General features: G+C 66.6%; 22 protein-coding genes. 9 read left to right on the forward strand and 13 right to left on the reverse strand.

Annotated features, from left to right (window positions below):
- The 3 genes from BMY30_RS15825 to BMY30_RS15835 form a co-directional block, all read right to left on the reverse strand.
- On the reverse strand, window positions 1–267 hold a 267-nt coding region (locus BMY30_RS15825; RefSeq protein ID WP_139195538.1), incomplete at its 3' end, for a transposase.
- Window positions 264–584, reverse strand: a complete 321-nt coding sequence (locus BMY30_RS15830; protein WP_211607377.1) for a hypothetical protein — start codon at window positions 582–584, stop codon at window positions 264–266. The genes BMY30_RS15830 and BMY30_RS15825, both read right to left, overlap by 4 nt.
- A gap of 271 nt (window positions 585–855) precedes the next feature.
- The gene (locus BMY30_RS15835) at window positions 856–1,905 is read right to left on the reverse strand and encodes a GGDEF domain-containing protein (RefSeq protein ID WP_170840171.1); all 1,050 of its coding nucleotides are present in this window, start codon (window positions 1,903–1,905) and stop codon (window positions 856–858) included.
- Between the two features lie 367 nt (window positions 1,906–2,272).
- Between BMY30_RS15835 and BMY30_RS18220 the strand changes: the two genes are divergently transcribed.
- The 3 genes from BMY30_RS18220 (at window position 2,273) to BMY30_RS15850 (ending at window position 4,804) form a co-directional block, all read left to right on the forward strand.
- Complete coding sequence (locus tag BMY30_RS18220) at window positions 2,273–3,268, forward strand: DUF2795 domain-containing protein (protein WP_244516245.1); 996 nt, start codon at window positions 2,273–2,275, stop codon at window positions 3,266–3,268.
- Complete coding sequence (locus tag BMY30_RS15845; protein WP_089715476.1) at window positions 3,268–3,783, forward strand: DUF2795 domain-containing protein; 516 nt, start codon at window positions 3,268–3,270, stop codon at window positions 3,781–3,783. The genes BMY30_RS18220 and BMY30_RS15845 overlap by 1 nt, the downstream gene beginning before the upstream one ends.
- A 115-nt stretch (window positions 3,784–3,898) precedes the next feature.
- Window positions 3,899–4,804, forward strand: a complete 906-nt coding sequence (locus BMY30_RS15850) for a cation diffusion facilitator family transporter (RefSeq protein WP_089715478.1) — start codon at window positions 3,899–3,901, stop codon at window positions 4,802–4,804.
- A 30-nt stretch (window positions 4,805–4,834) separates the two neighbouring features.
- On the opposite strand, the gene BMY30_RS18330 is transcribed toward BMY30_RS15850, so the two are convergent.
- Complete coding sequence (locus tag BMY30_RS18330; protein ID WP_089715480.1) at window positions 4,835–6,478, reverse strand: MBL fold metallo-hydrolase; 1,644 nt, start codon at window positions 6,476–6,478, stop codon at window positions 4,835–4,837.
- Between the two features lie 213 nt (window positions 6,479–6,691).
- On the opposite strand from BMY30_RS18330, the gene BMY30_RS15860 reads away from it, so the two are divergent.
- Window positions 6,692–7,189 (forward strand): RidA family protein, encoded by a 498-nt coding sequence (locus BMY30_RS15860; protein WP_089715483.1) that lies wholly within the window; start codon window positions 6,692–6,694, stop codon window positions 7,187–7,189.
- Between the two features lie 9 nt (window positions 7,190–7,198).
- Here BMY30_RS15860 and BMY30_RS15865 read toward each other — a convergent pair whose 3' ends face one another.
- The 4 genes from BMY30_RS15865 to BMY30_RS15880 all read right to left on the reverse strand — a co-directional run bounded on the left by BMY30_RS15865 (window position 7,199) and on the right by BMY30_RS15880 (window position 11,766).
- Window positions 7,199–8,947, reverse strand: coding sequence for a mechanosensitive ion channel family protein (locus BMY30_RS15865; protein ID WP_089715485.1), 1,749 nt, complete (start codon window positions 8,945–8,947; stop codon window positions 7,199–7,201).
- Window positions 8,948–8,990: 43 nt separating this feature from the next.
- The gene (locus BMY30_RS15870) at window positions 8,991–10,046 is read right to left on the reverse strand and encodes a L,D-transpeptidase family protein (RefSeq protein WP_089715565.1); all 1,056 of its coding nucleotides are present in this window, start codon (window positions 10,044–10,046) and stop codon (window positions 8,991–8,993) included.
- Window positions 10,047–10,234: 188 nt separating this feature from the next.
- On the reverse strand, window positions 10,235–11,374 hold the full coding sequence (locus tag BMY30_RS15875) for a heparan-alpha-glucosaminide N-acetyltransferase domain-containing protein (protein WP_089715487.1): 1,140 nt from the start codon (window positions 11,372–11,374) through the stop codon (window positions 10,235–10,237).
- Window positions 11,374–11,766: a hypothetical protein gene (locus BMY30_RS15880; protein ID WP_089715489.1), complete on the reverse strand. Its 393-nt coding sequence runs from the start codon at window positions 11,764–11,766 to the stop codon at window positions 11,374–11,376. Before BMY30_RS15880 ends, BMY30_RS15875 begins: the two co-directional genes overlap by 1 nt.
- A 142-nt stretch (window positions 11,767–11,908) precedes the next feature.
- Between BMY30_RS15880 and BMY30_RS15885 the strand changes: the two genes are divergently transcribed.
- From BMY30_RS15885 to BMY30_RS15900, 4 genes are all read left to right on the forward strand, one after another.
- The gene (locus BMY30_RS15885; RefSeq protein ID WP_244516246.1) at window positions 11,909–13,087 is read left to right on the forward strand and encodes a ChaN family lipoprotein; all 1,179 of its coding nucleotides are present in this window, start codon (window positions 11,909–11,911) and stop codon (window positions 13,085–13,087) included.
- A gap of 95 nt (window positions 13,088–13,182) precedes the next feature.
- Window positions 13,183–13,593 (forward strand): glutaredoxin family protein, encoded by a 411-nt coding sequence (locus tag BMY30_RS15890; RefSeq protein WP_089715493.1) that lies wholly within the window; start codon window positions 13,183–13,185, stop codon window positions 13,591–13,593.
- Window positions 13,594–13,692: 99 nt separating this feature from the next.
- Window positions 13,693–15,456: a chloride channel protein gene (locus BMY30_RS15895; protein ID WP_089715496.1), complete on the forward strand. Its 1,764-nt coding sequence runs from the start codon at window positions 13,693–13,695 to the stop codon at window positions 15,454–15,456.
- Window positions 15,443–16,549, forward strand: a complete 1,107-nt coding sequence (locus BMY30_RS15900) for an extracellular solute-binding protein (RefSeq protein WP_089715498.1) — start codon at window positions 15,443–15,445, stop codon at window positions 16,547–16,549. The genes BMY30_RS15895 and BMY30_RS15900 overlap by 14 nt, the downstream gene beginning before the upstream one ends.
- A gap of 15 nt (window positions 16,550–16,564) precedes the next feature.
- Here BMY30_RS15900 and BMY30_RS15905 read toward each other — a convergent pair whose 3' ends face one another.
- Both BMY30_RS15905 and BMY30_RS15910 read right to left on the reverse strand, forming a co-directional pair.
- Entirely contained in the window at window positions 16,565–16,999 is a 435-nt protein-coding gene (locus tag BMY30_RS15905) for a GFA family protein (protein WP_089715500.1), read from the reverse strand.
- A gap of 66 nt (window positions 17,000–17,065) precedes the next feature.
- Window positions 17,066–18,271: a methyltransferase gene (locus tag BMY30_RS15910; protein ID WP_089715502.1), complete on the reverse strand. Its 1,206-nt coding sequence runs from the start codon at window positions 18,269–18,271 to the stop codon at window positions 17,066–17,068.
- Window positions 18,272–18,420: 149 nt separating this feature from the next.
- Here BMY30_RS15910 and BMY30_RS15915 point away from each other — a divergent pair, with 149 nt between their 5' ends.
- Window positions 18,421–19,287, forward strand: a complete 867-nt coding sequence (locus BMY30_RS15915) for an SDR family oxidoreductase (RefSeq protein ID WP_089715504.1) — start codon at window positions 18,421–18,423, stop codon at window positions 19,285–19,287.
- Window positions 19,288–19,458: 171 nt separating this feature from the next.
- Here BMY30_RS15915 and BMY30_RS15920 read toward each other — a convergent pair whose 3' ends face one another.
- The 3 genes from BMY30_RS15920 to BMY30_RS15930 form a co-directional block, all read right to left on the reverse strand.
- Window positions 19,459–20,427 (reverse strand): YbgA family protein, encoded by a 969-nt coding sequence (locus tag BMY30_RS15920; protein WP_089715506.1) that lies wholly within the window; start codon window positions 20,425–20,427, stop codon window positions 19,459–19,461.
- A gap of 145 nt (window positions 20,428–20,572) precedes the next feature.
- Entirely contained in the window at window positions 20,573–21,043 is a 471-nt protein-coding gene (locus BMY30_RS15925) for a GFA family protein (RefSeq protein ID WP_089715509.1), read from the reverse strand.
- Between the two features lie 74 nt (window positions 21,044–21,117).
- Window positions 21,118–21,858: an aspartate racemase/maleate isomerase family protein gene (locus BMY30_RS15930; RefSeq protein WP_089715511.1), complete on the reverse strand. Its 741-nt coding sequence runs from the start codon at window positions 21,856–21,858 to the stop codon at window positions 21,118–21,120.
- Between the last annotated feature and the right edge of the window lie 82 nt (window positions 21,859–21,940).

Consider the following 21,940-nt stretch of genomic DNA (forward strand, 5'->3'; position numbering starts at 1 on the left):
GAAGGCCACGGAGTCATAGGTGGCGCGCTCGATCTTGCGGCTGGAATACACCCCGGTGGCATAGCCGTAGACCAGCAGGCTCAGCAGTACACCCGGGTGATGCGCCTTGTGCCCCCGGCCGGCGTAGCGACGCGTCAGTGCCGAGAGATCCAGTTGCTCGACCACCTCCACGACGAAGCGCGCCAGGTGGTCATCGGGCAGCCACTCATCCACGGAAGGCGGCAGAAGATAGTCGGTCTGGCGGTCAACAGGGATGAAGCGGCTCATGGCGTCGTTCCGGTGATGGCGGCATGATGCGAGTATCGCACGACGTTATCGAAAACCCGACAGCCTGCTAGCTCCTGTAACCAGGATGGGCCGAGCGGGTCAGTGTGATCAGCAGGGTTGCGCAATGAGAGCAGCAGGGTCTCATCGATGCTCTGGGTGTCACCTTCGGAGACCTCATCGGCCAACTCGACGAATCCCCAGACCCCGGCGGAAAGTACTACTACGCTCAGCAGCGCCGCAAACTCGTAACGGGCAAACCGAGCCAGCATGGAGAGGCTTCGGCGTGCCACATGCTCGCTCTTTTCGAAATGTTTCATAGCAACTCCATTGCTGTGAAAAGCCATGTTCCAACCCGATACCCTGCCACATTCAGCTCTCTTGGCACCTGCAGGCCATTACTCCCAAACTGGAGAGGCCAAGTTCAAAACGTTCAGCATGGACTCTCGGTGCCGTTCGGTCGAGCCGGTACGGCTCCCTTCAACTCGGAACCATGGCGGGCTATAGAGTGACAATGGGTAATTTCGGCTTGAAAGTATGGCTTGAATTCAGGTCAGAAAGTTGCTCGCAAGCAGTTTTTTCTGACAGGGTCTAGACCGTGCCCCCGATTTTCCCATTTTCGTCTTCGGCCTCCATCCAACGGGCCCGACCCGCCTGCTTGGCCCGGTACATTGCCTGGTCGGCCAGCCGATAGATGGTCTCGGGCTCAGGGCCCGGCCCGGGTGTTCGGCACAGCAGACCGCCGGATGCAGTGATGTACCGATGCGGGCCACACTGGGCGGGCACTTCCATGGACTCGATGGCCTCCAGCAGCCGATCCGCCATCAATGCGGCTTCGGCCCGGTCCCGGGGACGGAACACGATCCCGAACTCCTCTCCACCCAGCCGAAATATATGGTCCTCGGCGCGATTGAAGAGCCCTTGCACGGTCTTCGAGATTCGCTTCAGCAGCTCATCCCCCTCGGGGTGACCGAGCGTGTCGTTGTAACCCTTGAAATGATCGATATCGAACATCAGGAACGCGAACAGCCGGTCATCGGAACGCCGCCTCATCTCCCGGCCGATGACGTCATCAAAGATGTAGCGGTTCAGCAGACCGGTCAACTGGTCATGAGTTGACTGAAAGGCAAGGATATCTCTCAGTGACTTCAGCCTGGCCATGGACGACTGTCGGCTGCGCAGATACAGGGCCATCACTGCCGCCTGGAAAGCCATGGCAAGCGTGATGGACATCGCACCGTCCAACACGGCACCCGTATTCTCGAAAAATCCCCCGGAACTGGTGAGTATGATGGCATACAGACACAGGAGCATCAGCGCTGTCCCGATGCTGGCCCGGGCGACCGAGTCCAGCAGCAGGTAGGCAGGCGCGGGGTAGATCAAGGGTATGGTGATAGCGATGACGCTCTCGCCTCTTGCCAGAGCCAGCAGCAGCAGGAGGGCGAACATGGCGAGGTGAGCCAGTTTAGCCATCACTCCTATGGGTGCGCCTGCCCGCAACGCAATGAGCACAACAAGCGTCACGGCGATGCCCAGCAGGTTGACCGTAATACGAAACGCCGACCAGCCGACCAGCCCACTCAAGTCCAGGACGAGAAAGAGCAGAAAGGCCACACACCCCGCCCCGGCGATCATGTTCATGATGCTCAGACGGAGATAGTCGGGTTCTTCCGGTGTGGAGCGCCCTCCCGAGGTGATGAAGTTCTTCCACGCTACCGACCTAGCCCAGTACTCCATACGTGTCTCGATACGAGGGTATCGCCCCCAAGTGGTCTTTGAGCATCGGACTGCCCTCGGCCTGCCGGTAGTCGATGATGCCAGCACGTCGCTTCTACAGTGGCGATTATAGAGTAGAACAGAGGTAGGTCCCGATTTCCTGCTCCTCATTGGCCTCATGGAGGGGGCCACGACCCGCTGGTGCCGGCTTTACATGGTGGGTGGCTTTCTGCTAATTCAGAAGGGTGTTTCTCCTACCCCGATACGCCCGATTCGGCGAAGCAGGTGCTAAATGGCAAACACCATAGAGGAAGGCGACATCTACTTTTTCTACCGGCCAAGGGTCGATGCCGACAAGGTTCGGAACCTTGACGACGTGCAACGCCTGTATCTGATTCTGGTGCCGGACGCTGTCGATACCGCCCGCCTGTTGCTGGTAGGCAAGAAGCGGATGCCGGAGATCGTCAAGGACGAGCCGAAATCCACCACGCGCGAGTGGATGATCAACGACCTGACGGGCAAGCCCGAAAAGGTCGGCGAGGCCCTGGCGCCGTTGGAATACGAGACCAGGACCCGCGGCGAGCGGGAACAGGGCGAGGCCATTCCCGTTGCCGAGGGGCGCTACGCGATCCTTGCGCGCAATGACAGCTCTCGCCTGGCCTATCGCCTGACAAGCCCGGAGAAGCCCCACGAGGCACAGACGGAGCTGGGCATTCTGGCCGAGGCAAGTTATGTGATCTCGGTGCGCAATCCGGCCATCGACGTGCCTGGTTTCCCGGATGCCAAGCCCGACTATCCCAAGTCTCTGCAGGAGAAGTTTGCCGAGAAGCGCTGGATCGACATCGACGACAGCCGTTTGCTCGACTACGAGGACGCTCAGCTGCTGCTCATCGGCGCGAACGACGATCTGAGTGAAGAAGGCATCTCGATCACCGGTAAGGCGGCGCTGTTCAAGACCCTGGGGCTGAACGAACAGGAGTGGCCCACCGAGGCACTGGGGGCCGGCAAGCTCACGGAACCACGGATGAAGCCCGAGTCACGCGAGCCTGAGGGCGACTTCAGCAAGGGCGGAGAGCGCGGCGGCAGGAAGGCTCGCCAAACGGACTCGGCATCCGGCATCGCCATGGCCCTCAAGGGCGTGGATTTCCCTTGCAGGAAGGCCGACCTGGTCAAGCAGGCCAAGGCCAACGACGCCTCCAAAGAGATCGTCGAGGTGCTGAACGAGCTTCCCGGCGAGCAGTACGAGACGATGGCCGACATTCAGAAAGCCTTTGGGGACGTGCGCTGATGGGACAGTTCGTTTGTGAAATCTGTGGTGACGAGTTCGAGCAGAAGTCTCGCTATGAGCGGCACATGCAGACCTCCCACCCCAGGCAGGCGGTTTCCGCCGCGGATATCGAGAGGGCGCTGAGAGGCGTGGCGTTTCCCAAGGAACGCAGCGAGCTGATCGAGGCCATCGATGACGATAACCGCGAGGTGCGTGGCATCGTTGAGCGACTGCCCGCTCGTGAGTATCGCGATGCGGCCGAAGTGGCGCGCGCCTTCGGTGAGCTGCGTAGCCACCAGAAGCTCCCCGACAACCAGCCGAGCAAGACCGGCGGCGAGCGTGCCATGCAGGCACCATCCGCCGCCCGCTTCGCCAGCCTGTTTGCCGGCATGGAGTTTCCGGCGAGCCGCGACGAGCTCAAGGCGCACGCCCGCACAAGGGCGAGCGACGAGGAGATGCAAACGCTGGAAAGGTTCGGCGAGCACACCTACGACAGCATGGCGGAGGTAACCAAGGAACTAGCGAGGGTGAGCTGAGGGGCTGATTTACAGAGAGACGGCTGCGCGATGCAGCCGCACTGCCCTGGCGGCATTTCTCTCACTGAAAGGGCTCGGCTAGTATAGGGATTCCCTGATACACCGAGCCCCGTCCATGCAAGCCACCCTCGAGCAGCGCGCACTGAAGCTCTCCATCCTCATGACCCTGGGAGTCGCCAGCCTGGGGGTCATCTTCGGCCTGCTTGCCGGCTCGCAGTCGATCCTCTTCGACGGCGTCTTCTCCACCATCGATGCCGCCATGTCGGGGCTGGCGCTCTTCGTGGCGCGGCTCGCCGTACGCGAGGCCAGCGAACGCTTCCAGCACGGCTACTGGCACCTGGAGCCGCTGGTCGCAGCACTGAACGGCAGCATCCTGATGCTGCTCTGCTTCTATGCCTTCCTCACCGCCCTGCTCGACCTGCGCGAAGGCGGCCGCGAGCTCGCCTTCGACCTGGCCATCGGCTACGCCGTGGTGGTGGCCATCGTCTGCTTCGTCATGACCGACTACCAGCGGCGTATCAACCGCACCGCCGATTCCGAGTTCGTGCGCATCGACATGCAGGGTTGGCTGATGGCGGCGCTGATCACCACCTCCCTGCTGGTGGCCTTCGTCATCGCCCGCTTCCTGCAGGGCACCGCCTGGGCGCATGTCACCCCCTACGTGGACTCGGTGCTGCTGATGGTGCTGACGGCCAGCTTCATGCCGGTGCCCATCGGCATCGTGCGCCGCGCCATGAAAGAGGTCCTGTTGATCGCGCCGAGCGAGATCGACCGGGAGGTGCATGCCGCCATGGCGCCGGTGATGGCGCGCGAGGGGCTGCTCAACTACTACAGCCATGTGGCCAAGGCCGGCCGCGGCCACTATATCGAGATCCATATCGTCACCACGCCCGCCTTCGGGCAGGGCCAGGGTATCGCCGTGCTCGACGAGATCCGCGAACAGATCAGCGCAGGGTTGAGCCCGCCGCCGGAACGGCGCTGGTTCACCGTGGCCTTCACCGCCGACGAACGCTGGGCATAGGCCAGACGACCGCCCGGGCATGAGCGGCCCTCAGCCCTCCCGGGAGATCCACTGCCCCGCCTGCTGCTCGGCGCGCCCCTCGGCCTCGAGCTTGAGCAGATGGGCCAGCGCCGAACGCGCCGCCACTCCCAGCTTTTCCTCCGGCACGTCGTCGTAGGCGTGGCGCGTCAGCGACTCCAGGCTCGCCGGCCCGTGGCGTGCCAGGGCTCGGCGCATCTTGTGCTCCCGGGCCATGCGATGGGTAACCAGGAAGTCGATGGCGGCATGGCCTTCGCCGATCAGGAAGCCGTGGCCCGGGGCGATGGTGTCGAAGGGTTCCTGCCCCAACTCATGCAATGCGGCCAGGTAGGCGGCCATGTCGCCGTCCGGCGGGTTGATCACCACCGTGGAGCCCTGCATCACCTGGTCGCCAGCGAACAGCAGGCGCGCGGGCTCAAGCAGGTAGCAGAGGTGGTTGGAGGCGTGCCCCGGCGTGTGCAGCACCTTGAGGGGGCCGACGGGCGTGGTGAGGCACTCGCCCTGACGCGGCCGGTAGTCCGGCACGAAGCCGGCGTCCTGGCTGGCTCCGGGCGGCGGCGGCAGACCCACCAGCAGGGCGCCGGTGCGCGCCTTGAGCCATGAGGCCCCAGGCGAGTGGTCGATATGGGTGTGGGTGACCAGCGCCTGGGAAATCTTTCCTCCAGCCAGCTCAAGCAATCGTTCCAGATGTGCCGGCTGCTCGGGACCGGGATCGATCACCAGATGGTCATCGCCGTCGCCCAGCAGATAGCTGTTGGTGCCGGGGCCGGTCATCGCCCCGGGATTGGGCGCGGTCACCCGGGTCACCCCCGGCGCCAATTCGACCGCCCGGCCGGGCTCGATCTCGGCGCTGGCCGTGCCCTGCCGGTGCGGATCCAGGCGGCGCACCTCCGCATAGGCCGGGGCATCCGGCTCCACCAGCCAGGCGTCGCCGCCCTTGCGGGCCGGCCAGGGGCGGCTGGGGCGCGGCGTCGGCGGGTTGGCATGGGCGTGGCGCAGCAGCGATTCGGTATCAGCAAAGTCGGCGAGCAGGCGCAGGGTCCGCAGGGTGGGATAGCCCAGCGCCATCTGGCCCTGACGATGCGCGGCCAGGGCCTCGACGGAGGTCAGCCAGGCGTGGTCGATGGTCTCGCTGCCGTCATGCGCCGCCTGCTGGTCCGGCGGGGCCAGGGCGACGAAGAAGCGCGTGTCGAAGCGCCGCGGTGCACCCCGGGGAGTGACCCAGTGGCCCAGGTAGGCCAGCCGGTCCAGCGGCAGTTCGAGGCCATGGTGCTCGCAGAGTGTTCGGAAGCTCGTCTCCTCGCGCCGCAGGGCCTCGCGCCCCTCGGTCAGCACCGGATGGTTCCCCGGCGGCAGGCGCCCCTGGCCATCCACGGCCAGCAGTAGGCCCGCCTCCTCGAGGCACTCGCGCAGCGCCGCGATCATGTAATCGGCCCCGCCCTCGTCGAGGCTCAGGGTCTGGCTGATGGCGGCATCATCGCGGCCCGAAACAAAGGCGCGGACATCCGGATCATGTGGGTCCACGGCCCCGCCGGGAAAGACAAAATAGCCGGGCAGGAAGGCCGCCTGCCAAGTGCGCTGCAGCAGCAGGACCTCCAGCCCCTGATTGCTGTCGCGTACCAGGGCGAGGGTCGCGGCGGGACGGATCGCCGTCATCCTGTCAGCCTCCCCTTTCGCTGCTTCCTTGGGCCGGCGGTCGGGAAGTCGGTGGCGTGTGGCATGGGGCCTCCAGGGCGTGGAAAGGGTCGGCGAACAGCAATACCACACCGGCGGCGAGGCGCCCAGCTTCCTGAAAGCCAGCGCATCGAGGCGACGCCCCATGCACCAGCTAGACTCAAGACGTACCAACATCTCAGATAGGGAGATCCCATGCCGAAATTCCACAACGATGCCACTCTGCCCATCCCGCTCTTTCCGGGCAGCCATATGGTCATCGACGACAACTACGTCTTCCTCTCGGGGATGTCCGCTGAGGATATCCAGAGCGGCGAGTCGATAATCGGCAATGTAGCGGAGGAGACCCGCCTGGTGATGCGAAGCATACAGCGCATGCTGACCTCCGTCGGCTGCGATTTGTGCGACGTGGTGCGCGTCGACGTGTACCTCACCGACCTCGAACTGATCCGCGATATGGATGCCGCCTATGCCGAGTTCTTCGACTCAAGACGCTACCCGGCACGTACCTGCACCCAGTCGCCCCGCCTCTACGGCTCTGCCCATGTCGAGATCACCGTGATGGCGAGCCGCCCCGCCGAGGCCGAGAAGAAGGAGGCCGAGAACGAAGAGGGTGAAAACGAGAAGCCCGAGGACGAGGAAAGAGAGGAGAAGAAGGGAGAGGAGGAGGCCTCGGACTCCCCCGACAACTGAACAGAACGCCTACTCCGTCGATGGCCGCTCGCCACCGGGCGGTGACGATTCGTCGACTTCCCGCACCGTCGCCGCTCGCGTGATGTGTCGGTGCGCCGGAGTGTCGCCCCGGGCGATATCGTGATGGCTGAGCACCACCACGTCTCTGGGCCACCACTCGGGATGATGGTCGCGGATGTAGGCCAGCAGCTTCTCGCGCACCTTCGCCTCCGCTTCCCAGGCCGCCATGGGCTCGGGGCCCATCAGGTAGAAGGAGACCTGCTGGGTTGCCTCGTGCTGTCCCGTGACGAAACAGGCCAGCTTGTGGTGCTCGATGACCTGATCCTCGGCCATCGCGAACTCCTTGAACTTCTCCCTGAGGGTTGCCACATCGGCGCTGAGATGGAGGGTCAGGACGATTGTCTGGTAGAGCTTGGCTTGCTTCGAGGAGAGGTTCTCGTAGGGCTTCGAGACGAAGTATCTCACCGGTACGATCAGACGCCGCTCGTCCCAGGTCCTCAAGCGAATGAAGGTGTAGTAGATAGCTTCCACATAACTCCATTGGCCCTCGAAGACCACCAGATCGCCGATACGTATCGGCTTGGACAGGGAGACCTGGAAGGAGGCCAGGATGTTGCCGAGCACGGCCTGGCCCGCAACCCCTACCAGCACCGTCAGGACACTGGCCGAGGCCAGCAGCGTCATGCCGAGGGTCTCGAAGAGGCTGACCTGGGTGATCACGAAGATGGCCACGCTCACCACGGTGACCAGAATCACGGCGCGACGCAGCGCGTAGAGGGTGGTCAGCAACTGACGATCGTCGCGGGGCTTGGTGTCGTCGATCTCGCCCACCAGCCGGCGCGTCATCCGGATCAGCAGCGTATCCACCAGACGCACCGCGATCAGGCCGACGCCCCAGGCCATGATGATGATCAGCAGCACTCGCAGCGTGGCCGTTATCATGCCCGAGAAAGAGACCACATAGTCGAGCAACCACTGCGCCAACAGCGTCATGGCGATAAAGGCCAGGGGCAGCCTGATCATCTGGGCAAAGATGCTGGGAAGTCCGGAAGGCAGGGCGCGGGTCAGCAGCCCCGTCACCGCATGGATGCCCCACCCCACCACCCCGGTAGTCAAAAGGAAGGCCGGGATGGCGAGCCATTCCCAGAGCTTCAGCACGCCGAAGGAACCCTGGAAGCGCTCCGGAATATGGTCCTCCAGCCAGGAGGGGCCATATTCCTCATAGAGCCTGGGGATCACGGTGAGCGTCTCCGGGGCAATCAGCCAGACCGGGGGCTGCTCTCCCACCCGGTAGCGGGCAACCCGAATCTGATAACTCTGCCCATCGGTCCCGAGCGTGGCCAGCTTCAGGTTGCGCCGCGGCTGGCCGGCAAGGGGGTTCTGGCCAGTGGCGTCCATGACCATGGCATCCTGACGCGCGGATAGGCTGGAGAGGCTGAACCACTCTCCCCGCTGAAGGACAACGGCAAGCTGCCTGGCCAGCATCGCGCCGCGCTCGGCCTGTTCCTCGCGGGGCAGTTCGTTGAGGTTGAGGAGATGGGCCGCGGCCGCATGGTCCTGCTGTTCGGTCAGTGCCAGGAAGCTGCGTACCGTGTCCCGCGGTGTCTGGCGCTCAACCTTGTCGGGCGGCTGGTCGAGGCCGGCATTCAGCGCATCGACGGCGTACCAGCGTGTCTCCTGATCCTGTTCCTGGGCCACGCCCAGGCAGGAGACGGCCATCAACACCACGAGCAGCAACCATGCCAGAGGCGTCTTCATAAGCATCCTCAGGGGTTATCGAAACGTCCCTACCGGGTCGCCGTCACCCCTCCTGAAATGTCTCCAGTTGGCCGTACCAGGGCCGCATGGCCAGGATCTCGTCGAACCACTGCAGCGGCGCGGATTCGATGGCCTCTTCCGGCCGGGGTGCCAGCTCGACCGGCTGCCAGCTGACGGACTCCAGCGACTCGCGCAGCCGGGCATAGTCCACCGGAATGTGGGCCGCGCTCTCATCCGCCTGCAGCTGGTTGAGTGCCTCCAGCAGGTCACCCATGCCGTTTTCCTGCTGATCGAGCGGCTTGAAGGACTGCACGTAGAGGCGATCGCCCTCCCGGCCCACCTTCACCGGCATGTCGATGATGTTGACTCGGGCGCCGACCGGGATGCGAGAAAAGAGCGCCTCGATGGTCTCCGGCATCATGCGAATGCAGCCGCGACTGGCGCGCATGCCGATACCGTCCGGGCGGTTGGTGCCGTGGATCAGGTAGCCGGGGATGCCGAGCAAGATGGCGTGCTGACCCAGCGGGTTGTCCGGGCCCGGCGGCACCACCTCGGGCGGCGGTTCGCCATTCTCCCTTGCCTCCCGGCGGACGGACTCGGGCGGGTACCAGGCCGGATCCTTGATTTTCATGGTGGTCTGGGTCACTCCCAGCGGGGTATCGAACCCCTCCCGGCCGATACCGATGGGATAGGTCTCCACCCGGGGCGTCTCGCCCTCCGCCGTATCCGGATAGTAGTAGAGGCGCAGCTCGGACAGGTTGATCACCACCCCCTCCCGGCGCTCCGGCGGCAGGATGTAACGCGCCGGAATCTCAACCTCGGTGCCCGGCTCGGGCGCCCAGATGCTGACGTCCGGGTTGGCGTTACGGATCTCCTCATAGCCGACGTTATGCTCGCGGCCGATGTCGAGCAGCGTCTGTCCTGGCTGCGTCTCGACGTAATAGACCTCACCGACCATGTTGCCCGATTCGGGCAGCGGGTAGTGGCCGCGGGGCCACTCCTCCTGGGCCATGGCCGCCGCCGGCAGGCACAACAGCGCAAGGGACAGGACCAGGGACCGGCAGCACCTGGCCAGGGGGAAAATCGTGGAAGCATTCATGAGGGTCATAGACTCGAGGATATCATCGGGGAGAAGTGCTGCTTTGCGACGAGTGTTTCATGGCACCCGTCTCGCGGCAACCGGATGGCGCGCAGGTCCGTGATCCGCATGCCACAGCAGGAGCGCCTGCTTACCCGCTCTCGCGCAGGATGCGGCCGATGTCATGCAGGGCGTGTTCGGCCAGCGCCTCATGACCGCGCTCCGATCCAGCGGGTCAGGGCAATCCAGGCCGCGGTTGCTGGCACCAACGCCAGGCCGATACCCAGCACCTGGGGGTAGCTGTAAACCTGCCAGGCCTCGAGCAGCAGGCGGAAGATTGCGAAGATCACCACGATGTGGAAGGTGAAGGCCGCGAGCGCATCCGAGCCGACGACCGTGATCGGCCGCAGCCAGGCGGCGGCACGCGCGCCGCCCGCCAGGCAGAGGGCGAGCACCAGCAGCGCCCCGCCGAGGCTGAAGAGCATGAAGTCGAGCGCCGGCGGGTGCTTGCCCGTATTGCGGGCCACCGCCATCAGCGCCTCGTCGAGGCCGGGCAGCGAGACGGCAACGAACCCCAACAGCATGGCCGCGCCGACCCCGGCCAGGCCCGGCACCAGGCGACGGCGCAGCGCATCGCGCTCCCTGCAGCGCAGCACCCTCTCGCCGATCAGCAGGCCGAGCATCACCAGCGGCAAGCGCGAGAGCTGTCCCCAGGTGTAGTGGTCGTCGTCCTCGACGAGGATCGCCTTGAGCGGCTCGATCCCCCAGAAGGCAAAATGACGCTCCAGCCAGCCGGCCAGCAGCGCCACGGCCAGCGGAGCGACGAGCCGCGACCAGAGTGGCATCCTGCACCACAGCGGCAGTACCCAGGGCAGCCACAGCAGGGCGATGGCATAGAAGCCGAGTATCTCCACCCAGATCGCGGAACGCTGGTAGAGCAGCGTATCGAGGATGTCCTGCGGGCCGTAGAGCGGCAGCATCTCGACGACGGTCAGCACCTTGTACCAGAACAGCACCTCGACCCCGCGCAACATCAGTTTCAGGCGCCGCCGGGGCCAGTCGGGCGCATCGGTCCTGGGCAGGAAGGCCACCGCCAGGGCGATGCCGAACACCGTGATGAACAATGACGAGGAGAACTTGGTGAGCAGATGGATCGGCACCATTCCCCACTCGGGCACCTGGCCGGTGCCCAGCAGTCCGCTCACCGCATGGCTCACGATCATCAGCGAGATGGCGACGCCCCGAGCCAGATCGATCGCCTCGATGCGTCCCTGTCCTGCCGGGAGGGAGGGGCGCTCTCCCAGCCGGTCCTGGACGACCCGCCAGGTTTCGCTCCCTGCCGCTGGCATCACTCGGCCTCCAGCCGCTCGACGCTATCCAACCGCTCAATGCTCTCCAGCCGCTCAACGCTCTCCAGCGTCAGCCGTCGTCCCTCCCGGGGCGAGAAACGGAAATGGCCCTTGACCCGCACGGCCTCGCCCAGATGGGGGGCGATCCGCTCGTGGGGAAAGATCTCGACCCGGTTGAGGTCCTCGTCCTCGATCCAGTAGTGCAGCGGCTCCTCGAAATGGCGCACCACGCCCTGGGTGGCGACTCGGCTGTCGTCATGGGCCTCGGGGTTGTTCACCAGCACCGGCAGGGGCGCCTCGGTGACCGGCGCCTCCCCGTCACAGCCCACGAGCAAGAGTCCGGCGAGCAGCATCGCCGCCAGGTGGCCGGCGCTTCTCGGGAGTGGTCCCATCACGTCTCTCCCTCTGGTCGAGGGTCGCCCACCATGGACGACGTCGGCGCCAGTATCGCCCAAGCGCCGCGGCCCCGTCATCGCCAGGGCTATCATCGTCGGGGCACTTTTCGCCCAGCGGACCTCGGGGTAGGCTGGACCGATGCCCATCCACCGAGAGTCGCCGATGTCGCGGTCCTGCTCCTTCCGTTTTCGATCCCTCTGCCTCGGAGTTTTGCTGGCCTCGCTGGCGCCACTCGCCGCCCAGGCCGATAGTTGTCCCACCCCCGGCCAGTGGCAGGTCGCCGAGGGCAAGACGCAGACCACCGCCGACTTGGTGGCCGAGCTCGCCGAAACAGAGGTGGTGCTGCTCGGCGAACAGCACGACCGCCTTGATCACCACCGCTGGCAGCTGCACACCCTGGCCGCCCTGCATGCCCATCGCACGGAGATGGTGATCGGTCTGGAGATGCTGCCCCGCGAGGCTCAGTCGACGCTGGACGCCTGGGTGGCCGGCAAGCTCGACGAGGCGGCCTTTCTCGAGCAGAGCGACTGGCATCGGGCCTGGGGCTTCGACCCCGACCTCTATCTGCCGATCCTGCATTTTGCACGCATGCAGCGAATCCCGCTGCTGGCGCTCAATGTGACCCCCGAGCTGCGCGGTCGCCTGGCCACCGAGGGCTGGGAGGCGGTGCCCGAGTCGGAGCGCTTCGGCCTCACGCCGCCGGCCCCGGCCCGGCCCGCCTACCGAGAATCGCTGGAGGAGATCTACACCGAACACATCGACCGCGACGACGACCCGGCGGACCTCGAGCGCTTCATCGCGGCCCAGCTGGTCTGGGACCGTGCCATGGCCACGGCCCTGGTGGATGCCGCCGCGGACGGCAGCCTGGTGGCGGGATTGTTGGGCGAGGGCCACCTGGCCGACGGCGACGGCGTGCCTTACCAGCTCTACGACCTGGGCCTTCGTAATTACCAAAGCCTGCTGCCCTGGGCGCCGGGCCCGGACTGCCAGCCACCGCTCGAGAAGGCCGATGCCCTCTACGTGCTGGGTGACGAATCTGCCTTCCAGCCGCCCGACCCGCCACGCCTCGGCGTGATGATCGACGACCATGCGGACGGTGTGCGCATCGACGGAATCTCACTCGGGAGCGTGGCCGAGGCTGCCAACCTCGCCGAGGGCGATGTCATCGTCACCGCCGCCGGCCTGCCCATAGAGCATCCCGCCGACCTCATCGCCGTGGTCAATCGCCAGGCCCCGGGCACCCTGCTGCCGCTGGAGATTCGTCGCGACGGAGAGCCTCAGGAAGTGCTGGCACGCTTCCCGCCCGTCGAACCCTGAGCGCCCGGACGGTCGAGATTCTCGCAACCCGAGGCCACGACAGGCATCATGGGCGCCCCTTACCCACCCATCGTCCGCGAGGTTGATCACTGCCGATGAGAATCCTGATTCGTACCTTCTTCCGCGGCCTGCGCCTGGTGCTGGCGCCGGTCATGCTGGTCTCCGAGAAGCTTTCCACCCCCCAGGCCATCGAACGCAGCGCCGAAGAGCAGGCCCGAGTCGACGAAGCGTGCCGGAACCTGGCGCTCTACCAGTTCCGCACCTGCCCGTTCTGCATCAAGGTGCGCAAGGAGATCGCCCGCTTGGGCCTGAACATCGAGCGGCGCGACGCCCAGCTCGACCCCGAGCACCGCCGCGAGCTCGCCGAAGGCGGCGGCCGTGTCAAGGTGCCCTGCCTGAAGATCGTCCACGATGACGGCACCACCGAGTGGCTCTACGAGTCCGACGACATCAACGCCTGGCTACACCGCCGCTTCGGCAAGGCCGACGAGGCCCAGGCCGCCTGACGCGACGCGCCCAAGGGCCGCACAGGACACGCAGGGAACGGGAGCTGACAGTTTACGGCGGCACTTGCCCTGTGCTGGCTGTCCGCCTACACCTTGAACATGGGCTCTCCTCCAGCACGCCCGGCTTCCGGCCGTGGTCCACTGTCCGTCGTCCGCTTCCTGGGCCTGGTGCTCCTGGGGGCCATCGTCGGTGCCGTTGCCGCCCTGCTCTCCGTCGCCTTCGTCAGCGCGGTACTAGCCCTCAATGACCTGCTGCTGATCTCGCCACGCAGCCGCATGATGTTCGACCATCCCGGGCTGCTGATGGCCACCACGATCGCGGTACCCGCACTGGGTGGCCTGATGGTCGGCCTGCTGCACCTCAAGATCCCCGAGCAACGCCCCCACACCCCGGCCGACGTGATCGCCGCGGTGCAGACCCGCCGCGGCCGGCTGCCGGCCGGGGCCGGGGGAATCTCGGCACTGAGTGCCTTGGTATCGCTGGGGTCCGGGGCCTCGGTGGGACAGTACGGTCCCCTGGTCCATCTAGGCGCCACCCTGGGCTCACAGGTCGCACGGCTGCTGCGCCTGGGGCGCTCCGATGACAACATCACCATCGCCTGCGGGGTGGCCGCGGCCATCGCCACCGCCTTCAACGCCCCCCTGGCGGGCATCGTCTTCGCCCACGAGGTGGTGCTGCGCCACTACGCGCTGCGCGCCTTCGCCCCAGTGGCCGCGGCGGCCCTCGTCGGCTATGTGATTGCTACCAATGTGCTGGACCGCGGCGCCCTCTTCCACGTCGCCGACACCGCCGTGCCCCTCCCCTGGGAGTTCGTGGCCTTCCTCGCCATCGGCGGCCTGGGGGCGTTGGTCGCCGGGGCCTACATGCACACCATCCTCGGCGTCACACGCCTGGCCGGCACCCTGCCGCTTCCCGCGCCGATGCGCCCCGCCCTGGCGGGCGCCCTGCTGGGCCTCACTGCCCTGTGGATTCCCGACATCCTCGGCATCGGCCAGGAGACCCTGCGCTTCGCCACCATCGCCGGCGCCTTCGGCAGTACCGAACTGCTGCTGGTACTGGTGCTCAAGATCGCCGCCACGGGGCTCTGCCTGGGCATGGGCTTCAGCGGCGGGGTGTTCAGCCCGGCGCTGGTCATCGGCACCCTGTTCGGAGCCCTCTGCGGCAGCCTGGTCGGCCAGCTCAGCGGCGCGCCCCAGGAGACCTTCGTGTTCTATGCCGTGTGCGGCATGGTGGCGGTGACGTCGCCGGTGATCGGCGCGCCCCTGACCAGCCTGCTGATCGTCTTTGAATTGACCGGAAGCTATGCGCTGACCACCGCCGCCCTGGCCAGCGTGACCCTGGCCAGCCCCATCGCCGCCCAGCTGTTCGGCCGCTCGCTGTTCGACATCCAGCTCGAGCGCCGCGGCCTGGACCTCTCTTCCGGACGCGGACGGGCCGTGCTGCGCAACACCCCGGTGGCCGAGCACCTGACCGAGGACTGCGTGATCCTGCAACCACAGACCCCGGTGGCCGAGGCGGTGACCACCCTGTGTCGGGCCCGGCATGGCGAGGGCTACCTGGTCGATGACAAGGGGCGCTACCTGGGCTGCGTGAGCCTGGCCGACCTGGAGGCCGCACGAGAGGCCGAAACCGGGCCGGCGCGGGTCGGTGAGGTGGCGACCCTGGCGCGACCGGTACTGCACCCGGATACCTCGCTGTGGGATGCCATGGCCGAGTTGCAGGACGTTACCGGCGAGGCCCTGCCGGTGGTCGACCCCGACGCGGACGACGCCTTCCGGGGGGTCGTCTACGAAACGAGCATTACCCGCGCCTACCTGGCGCACGGCGACGAACTGAGGCGGGAAGAACATGGCACAGGATAAGCGCAACCAGCGGCTGGCGAGCGTGCTCTGGCTGGCGCTGTTCGCCGCTGCGCCCGGCCAGGCCGACGACGGCGCCCTCAGCGTGCTAAGCTGGGGTGGCGCCTACGAGCGCGCCCAGCAGGCCGCCCTTTTCGCGCCCTATACCCAAGCCACCGGCACGCGCATCGAAGTGGCGCAGTACGATGGGGGCCTGGAGGACTTGCGCCGCGCCGTGGCCGAGGGCGAGGTGCCCTGGGACCTGATCGACATGACCCGCAGCGAAGCCATGGCCGCCTGCGCGGAGGGGCTACTCGAACCGCTCTCGCCCGACCTGCTGGCATCGGCGCCGGACGGCACGCCGCCACAGCAGGACTTCGTGCCCGATGCCTTCGGACGTTGCGCCATCACCCACAGCATCTTCGCCACCGTGGTCGCCTATCGCCGAGACGCCTTCCCCGGCACGCGCCCCGACGGCATCGAGGACCTCTTCGACCAGCAGCGCTTCCCCGGACCCCGGGCGCTGCAGCGCACCCCGGCGGTCAACCTGGAATGGGCGCTGCTCTCCTATCGCGTTCCTCACGAGGAGCTGTATGGCCTGCTGAGCTCCCGGCGCGGCCTCGACCTGGCGCTGGAGCGCCTCGACGAGTTGGAGGAGATCCACTGGTGGGAGGCCGGCGATACGCCACCGCGGTTGCTGGCCGAGGGCGAGGTGGTGATGGCCTCGGGCTACAACGGTCGCTTCTTCGATGCCATGGTCAATCGTGGAGTGCCCATCGAGATCCTCTGGGACGGTCAGGTCCAGGAGCACGAGACCTGGGCGATCCCCCGCGGCGCGCCGCATCCCGAGACGGCCCGCGACTTCCTGCGCTTCGCCACCACCACCGAGCGTCTCGCCGATCTGGCGCGGCACATTCCCTATGGCCCGGCGCGTCGCTCGGCGGCCGTGCGCGTCACCACCCACCCCGACAGCGGCGCGGACATGCGGCTACACATCCCCACCCATCCGCTGAATGCCGAACGGGCCCTGACCAAGGACGAGACGTGGTACGCCCACACCCTAGGCCGCATCCAGGACTACTTCCAGGCCTGGCTGGCGAAGCGGGAGGAGGAGTAACGTCCTCCGATCACGTCACTCGTCGAGGGTCTCCCCCGTGCCGCCCATCTCGGCGGGCACGTCGCGCATCTTGGGCAAGCCATCGGGGATCCGCAACACCGACTCCTGATAGTGGACGTGGATGCCCGGCGTGAAGGGAAAGTCGGGTATCACCGCGGCATAGACATCGATCAAGCCGAGCTCAGGGTGCTCGGTCAACACATGCCCGCCGCAGCTCCGGCACCACTTGCGAAGGCTGGCCGGCGTCCGGTGGTAGCTGGCCAGCATGTCGGCCCCCTGCACCACTTCCACCGCCTCCGGCTTCCAGAGCGTGAAGGCGTTCACCGGGCCCGCCGACCAGTGTCGGCAGTCCTCGCAGTGGCAGTAGCCCATGGCCTCCGGCTCGCCGGTCACCCTCAGCTGAACGGCACCGCAGAAGCAGGCGCCGTGATAGGTCTTGGCATCGCTCATGTCACACCTCCCGGGCGGGTTCCTCCGAACAAGGGAAACAGCTGAAGTGTAGAAGCTCCCTCTCTATCACCGCGAGGCACGCAGCATCAGATTGCGCGGTGTCAGCTCCCGGTCGCAGAAGGTGCCGAGCTCGACCCTGAAGCCCGCCGCCTCGAGGCGCCGCTGGCGATCCAGCACCAGCCACACCTCCAGCGGGCGACGGAAGAGATGGCGGACAAGCTCCAGGCGGGTGACCTCGGCCTGGCGTCGCTGACCTTCCTGCTCGAAGGCGTGCCAATCGACATCCGCCGGCAGAACCAGCCCCTTGCGCTCGGCCGCCCAGCGGCAGAATTCCTCGAAGCTGTCAGGCATTCGGCCATAGGCCAGGCTGGGCACCGGCAAGTAGGCATCCAGGCCTCGCACCTGGCGCTGCAGGGCATCGAAGCCCAGCCGCCAGACATTGGCCCGCTCGCGATGACGGCGCACATGGCGCGGCGCGGTCACGGTCTCCTGCACCGCCATGGCCAGGTCCTCGCGGGAGAGCGAGAAGCCGTGGGCCGCTGCCAGTTCGCGTCCGCACTGCGAGAAGGGATGATAGTGCGTCCGGGCGGTGCGGTGATAGCAGCATGGCGCCAAGGTCACGGCGCTGCCCTGCTCGGCGGCCAGCTCGATCAGCCGCCCGTGCAGGTCGCCGCAAGCATGCAGGGCCGCCACCTGGGTATCCGCCGTGAGCCAGCGGGCGGCGCCGGGGGCCAGCACGTCCTGCTGCGCCAGCCGTACTTGGGTCCCCTGCCGCTCGGCCAGCGCCTGGCCGTCATGGCAGAGCGCGGCCTGCCACTCCAGGCCGGCGACCTCGCGGTCGAGGTGGCGGGAAAGGGTCCGGGCCAGGTGACCCTTGCCCGCGCACCACTCCAGTAACGAGGTGCCCGGCTGCGCTGCCATCCGCGGTACGAAGGCCTCGATCTGCTGCCACTTGCGCCCACCCACCTGCTCGGCCCATTGCGCTGGTAGATCCGGCCCCTCGGCAGCCAGCTCGGGGAGTTCGACCAGGGCTGCCAGTTCCGCCACCGGCAACCACTCGGCCAGGGGACAATCGGTAAAGGGATCGGCCTGAAGCCGCAAGCACTCATCGTCATCGAGTGCTCGCAGGCTTTCGGCGAGCTCGGGATACGCCTGGGCCCAGGGGAGCCGACGATGCTGGAATGGCATGGGCCGCCACAGTGGCTGCCATTCGGCCAACAGTTCGGTCAGCCGAGCGAAGCGGTCGACATCATGGGAGGGGGATTCGGACATGGCGGTTCGACCTCGGAACAGGGCCGCATTGTAGGGGCTTCGTGGCTGGCTTGCATGGCCGCGCGCCAGGCGACAGTGTGCGGGGGTTCAGCCTCCGGGCATAATCAATGCCCCGGAATCCGATCTTCGACCCCTCAGGAGTGCCGCCGATGCCCGCTTCTCCCGATGCATCTCCCCGCAGCGTGCTGGTCACCGGCTGCTCCAGCGGCATCGGCCAAGCCGCCGCCAAGGCCCTGGCCGGCCGTGGCTGGCGGGTGTTCGCCACCGCCCGGCGCGAGGAAGACCTGGCCCGGCTGCGCGAGGCCGGCCATGAGGCCCTGCCGCTGGAACTGGAAGACAGCGCCTCGATCGAGGCCTGTGTCGCCGCGGTGCTGGAGGCGACCGGCGGACGGCTCGATGCGCTATTCAACAATGCCGCCTATGGCCAGCCCGGGGCCGTGGAGGACCTCAGCCGCGAGGTGCTGCGCGCCCAGCTGGAGACCAACCTGCTCGGTACCCACGAGCTCACCTGCCGGGTGTTGCCGGCGATGCGCCGCCAGGGACACGGGCGCATCGTGCAGAACAGCTCGGTGCTGGGCCTGGCCGCCCTGCCCTACCGCGGCGCCTATGTCTGCTCCAAGTTCGCCCTGGAGGGGCTCACCGACACCCTGCGCCTGGAGCTCACCGGCAGCGGCATCCACGTTAGCCTGATCGAGCCGGGCCCCATCAGCAGCCGCTTCCGCGAGAACGCTTACCGGGCCTTCATGGCACACATCGACACCGCCAACAGCGCCCATGCCGAGACCTACCGCGCCGTCGAGGCACGGCTGGCCGGCAATGACGGCGGTGGGCGCTTTACCCTCGGCGCCGAAGCCGTGGCCGACAAGCTGGTGCACGCCCTGGAGAGCCCGCGCCCCAAGGCGCGTTACTACGTGACAGTGCCGACTCACCTGTTCGGCAACCTCAAGCGCCTCCTGGGCACCCGAGCGCTGGACAAGGTGCTGCTGCGCTCGACCCGGGGAGAGCGACAGCTCTGAGGGCACGACGACGTGCGATGCCCTTGTGGGCACAGCTTGCTGCGCGATGGCGCCGGCAGGCGCCCTAAAGCTGGATGCTCTTTGCCGGGGAGGTCTGCGGCCTCCAATCGCGACACGAGTGTCGCTCCCACAGGTAGGCGAGTGCCCATTGCCGGAGAAACCTTCGCCTCATCAGATGGTATTGCGTAGCCCCAACTCGTAGGGATGCGGATCCAGATAGGTCTGCTCGCGGATATAGTCCGAGCCGTGGCGCTTCACGTAGTGGTTGAGCAGGCGGATAGGCACCACCAGGTGCACGCGTCCCAGGCGATAGTCCTCGATGGCCGCCAGCAGGTCTTGACGCGTCTCGCCGTCCACTGCCTCCTTGAGGTAACCCAGCACGTGCATCAGCGCGTTGGCGTGGGTCTTGCGAGTTGCCGGCCGGCCCAGCGCGGCCATGAAACGCTGCAGGTAGTGGGCCATGGCGTCTTCCAGCGGCAGCTTGCTGGACTCGGCCAGGTAGCGTCCGAGTTCACGATAAGCCTCCACGTGATGGGCCATCAGCAGGTATTTCTGGCGGCTGTGGAACTGCAGCAGGGCATGATAGCTCGGGTCGGCCTCCACCCGGCGCTTCCAGTCATCGAAGGCATAGACCCGGGTGATGAAGTTCTCGCGCAGCACCGGGTCGTTCATGCGCGCCTCCTCTTCCAGCGGCAGTTCCGGGAAGTGGCGGCGCAGGGCGCGCACGAAGGCACCCGAGTCGGCGTGGCTGGGCATGCCGTTGGGATGGTAGACCTTAACCCGCTCCAGCCCGCAGCTCGGTGAGCCCTTCATCAGGATGAAGCCGCGCAGATGGCGGTGGCTGTCGGCAAAGGCGGTGCTGACCTCGTCCAGCTCCTCGGTGACATCGAGGCTCGGATCCTTGGTCCCCTGCACGCGAGGATCCTCGCCCTGCAGCCCGACCAGGCGGATGGGATCGCGGGGCACGCCGAGCCCGGCCTCGAGTTCGGGGCAAAAGGGCTCGAAGGCGAAGCGGTCCTGGAGGACCTCCAGGCAGTAGCGGGAGCGCTTGTGCCCGCCGTTGTAACGCACTTGCTCGCCCACCAGGCAGGCGCTGATACCCACCGGAATCCCTTCACTGCTTGCCGCCTGTTCCACCATTACCGCTCTACTCCTTTCGACCTGCACTCCGCTCCGTGCAACGCTCTGCGTGCAACGCTTGCCGGGTGCTTCCTCCGCCATGCACACCGGGAAGCGCCATTGTGGCACAGCCGGATCGCGCTGCCAGTCCCGTCGCGCCTGTCGGCTAGCATTCCAGGCCCCGTCGCCGGTGCCACTCGGCCAGGCTCTCCTCCGGGTAATGGGCGAAGCACTTGTCGTTGTCGTGGGCCTCGACCTCCACCCAGGAGGCCTTGCTATCGAGCAGGAGGTGCACTCGTTCGGGCGGGACCGGCAGCTCGCTGTCGATCGCCGAGGCGAAGGGATGTACCAACTCTGGCCAGCCCGGGTCGAAGACCCACAGCGCACTGGCGCAGTGGCCACAGAAGTGACGCTCGCCCGAGCTCTCCTGGCCATCGATCACGGCATGGTAGATCCGCTTGTGCTCGGTGCCGTCCACCTCCAGGGTATCGGCCAACGCCCCCAGGTTGATGGCGTAGCCGCCACCGCCGGCGGTCTTGCGGCAGATCGAGCAGTAGCAGCGCTGATAAGGGTAGGGATGCGGTGACTCGACACGGAAGCGAACCGAGCCGCAATGACAGGAACCTTCGAGCAACATGAGGATACCTCGCGATGAGAGAGTGAAAGGAAGGGTCGTTCCTGCCAAGCCCGTTGCCGAGGCTCTGCCGGGGTTCAGACCGAGGCGAGCGGTCCCAGCAAACTTTCCGGCAGATCTTCCGGCAGGCTGGCAGCGCCCAGCTGCCTCAGCCCGGCCCACAGGGTCACCTGGTTGGCGGTCAGCAGCTCCCTACCGGTCTCGCGGCTCAAGGCCTCGCGGAGAGACAGCGAATCGACCGCCGTGTCGGGCACCAGCAACGGCTGCGAGGTATCGGGATAACGCGCGCAGAAGCGAAGCACCTCTGCAGCCAGGTCGGCCCGATGGGAGTCGGCGGCATAGGGACAGTCCAGTGCCTTGTCGTTGACCACGGTGACGCCGCCCTCGCGCAGGAAACTCACCAGCCGCAGGGTCACCTCGTCCGGATAGGGACTGAGCAGGTCCACTCGGGCATGACCCAAGGCGGCCAGCGCCTCGTGGAAGGCCAGCGCCGTGCTGGTGACCGGTACGCCCAGCCGAGCCGCCAGGGCTACACTCTGTTCCCGGGCCCAGTCGAGCCCACCGATAAAGCTCGCACTGGTGCAGGCCCATACCACGACCTCGGCACCGTCCTGCTCCACCAGCGTCCGGCCCACCGGCGCCAGCCGCTCCACTTCGCCCAGCGCCAGCAACGCCGTCAGCGCATGGTGGCCGTCACTCGGCACCTTGCCTACCTGAATCCTCGGCAAGCCGGGCACCTTGTCGCCGAGGGTGTACCACTCGTAGTCATCCGGTCCGTCGTCGGGCAGCAGGATGCCCAGGCAGGATTCTTGCGCCATGCGATGATCTCCCGGTCTGGCGTTGCACAAGTGGATGTTGCCCAAGGGGTCAGGACGTATCCTCAGGCTATCGTAGTTGCCC

It is taken from the genome of Halomonas daqiaonensis (genome assembly GCF_900109725.1).
GTDB classification, from domain to species: domain Bacteria; phylum Pseudomonadota; class Gammaproteobacteria; order Pseudomonadales; family Halomonadaceae; genus Halomonas; species Halomonas daqiaonensis.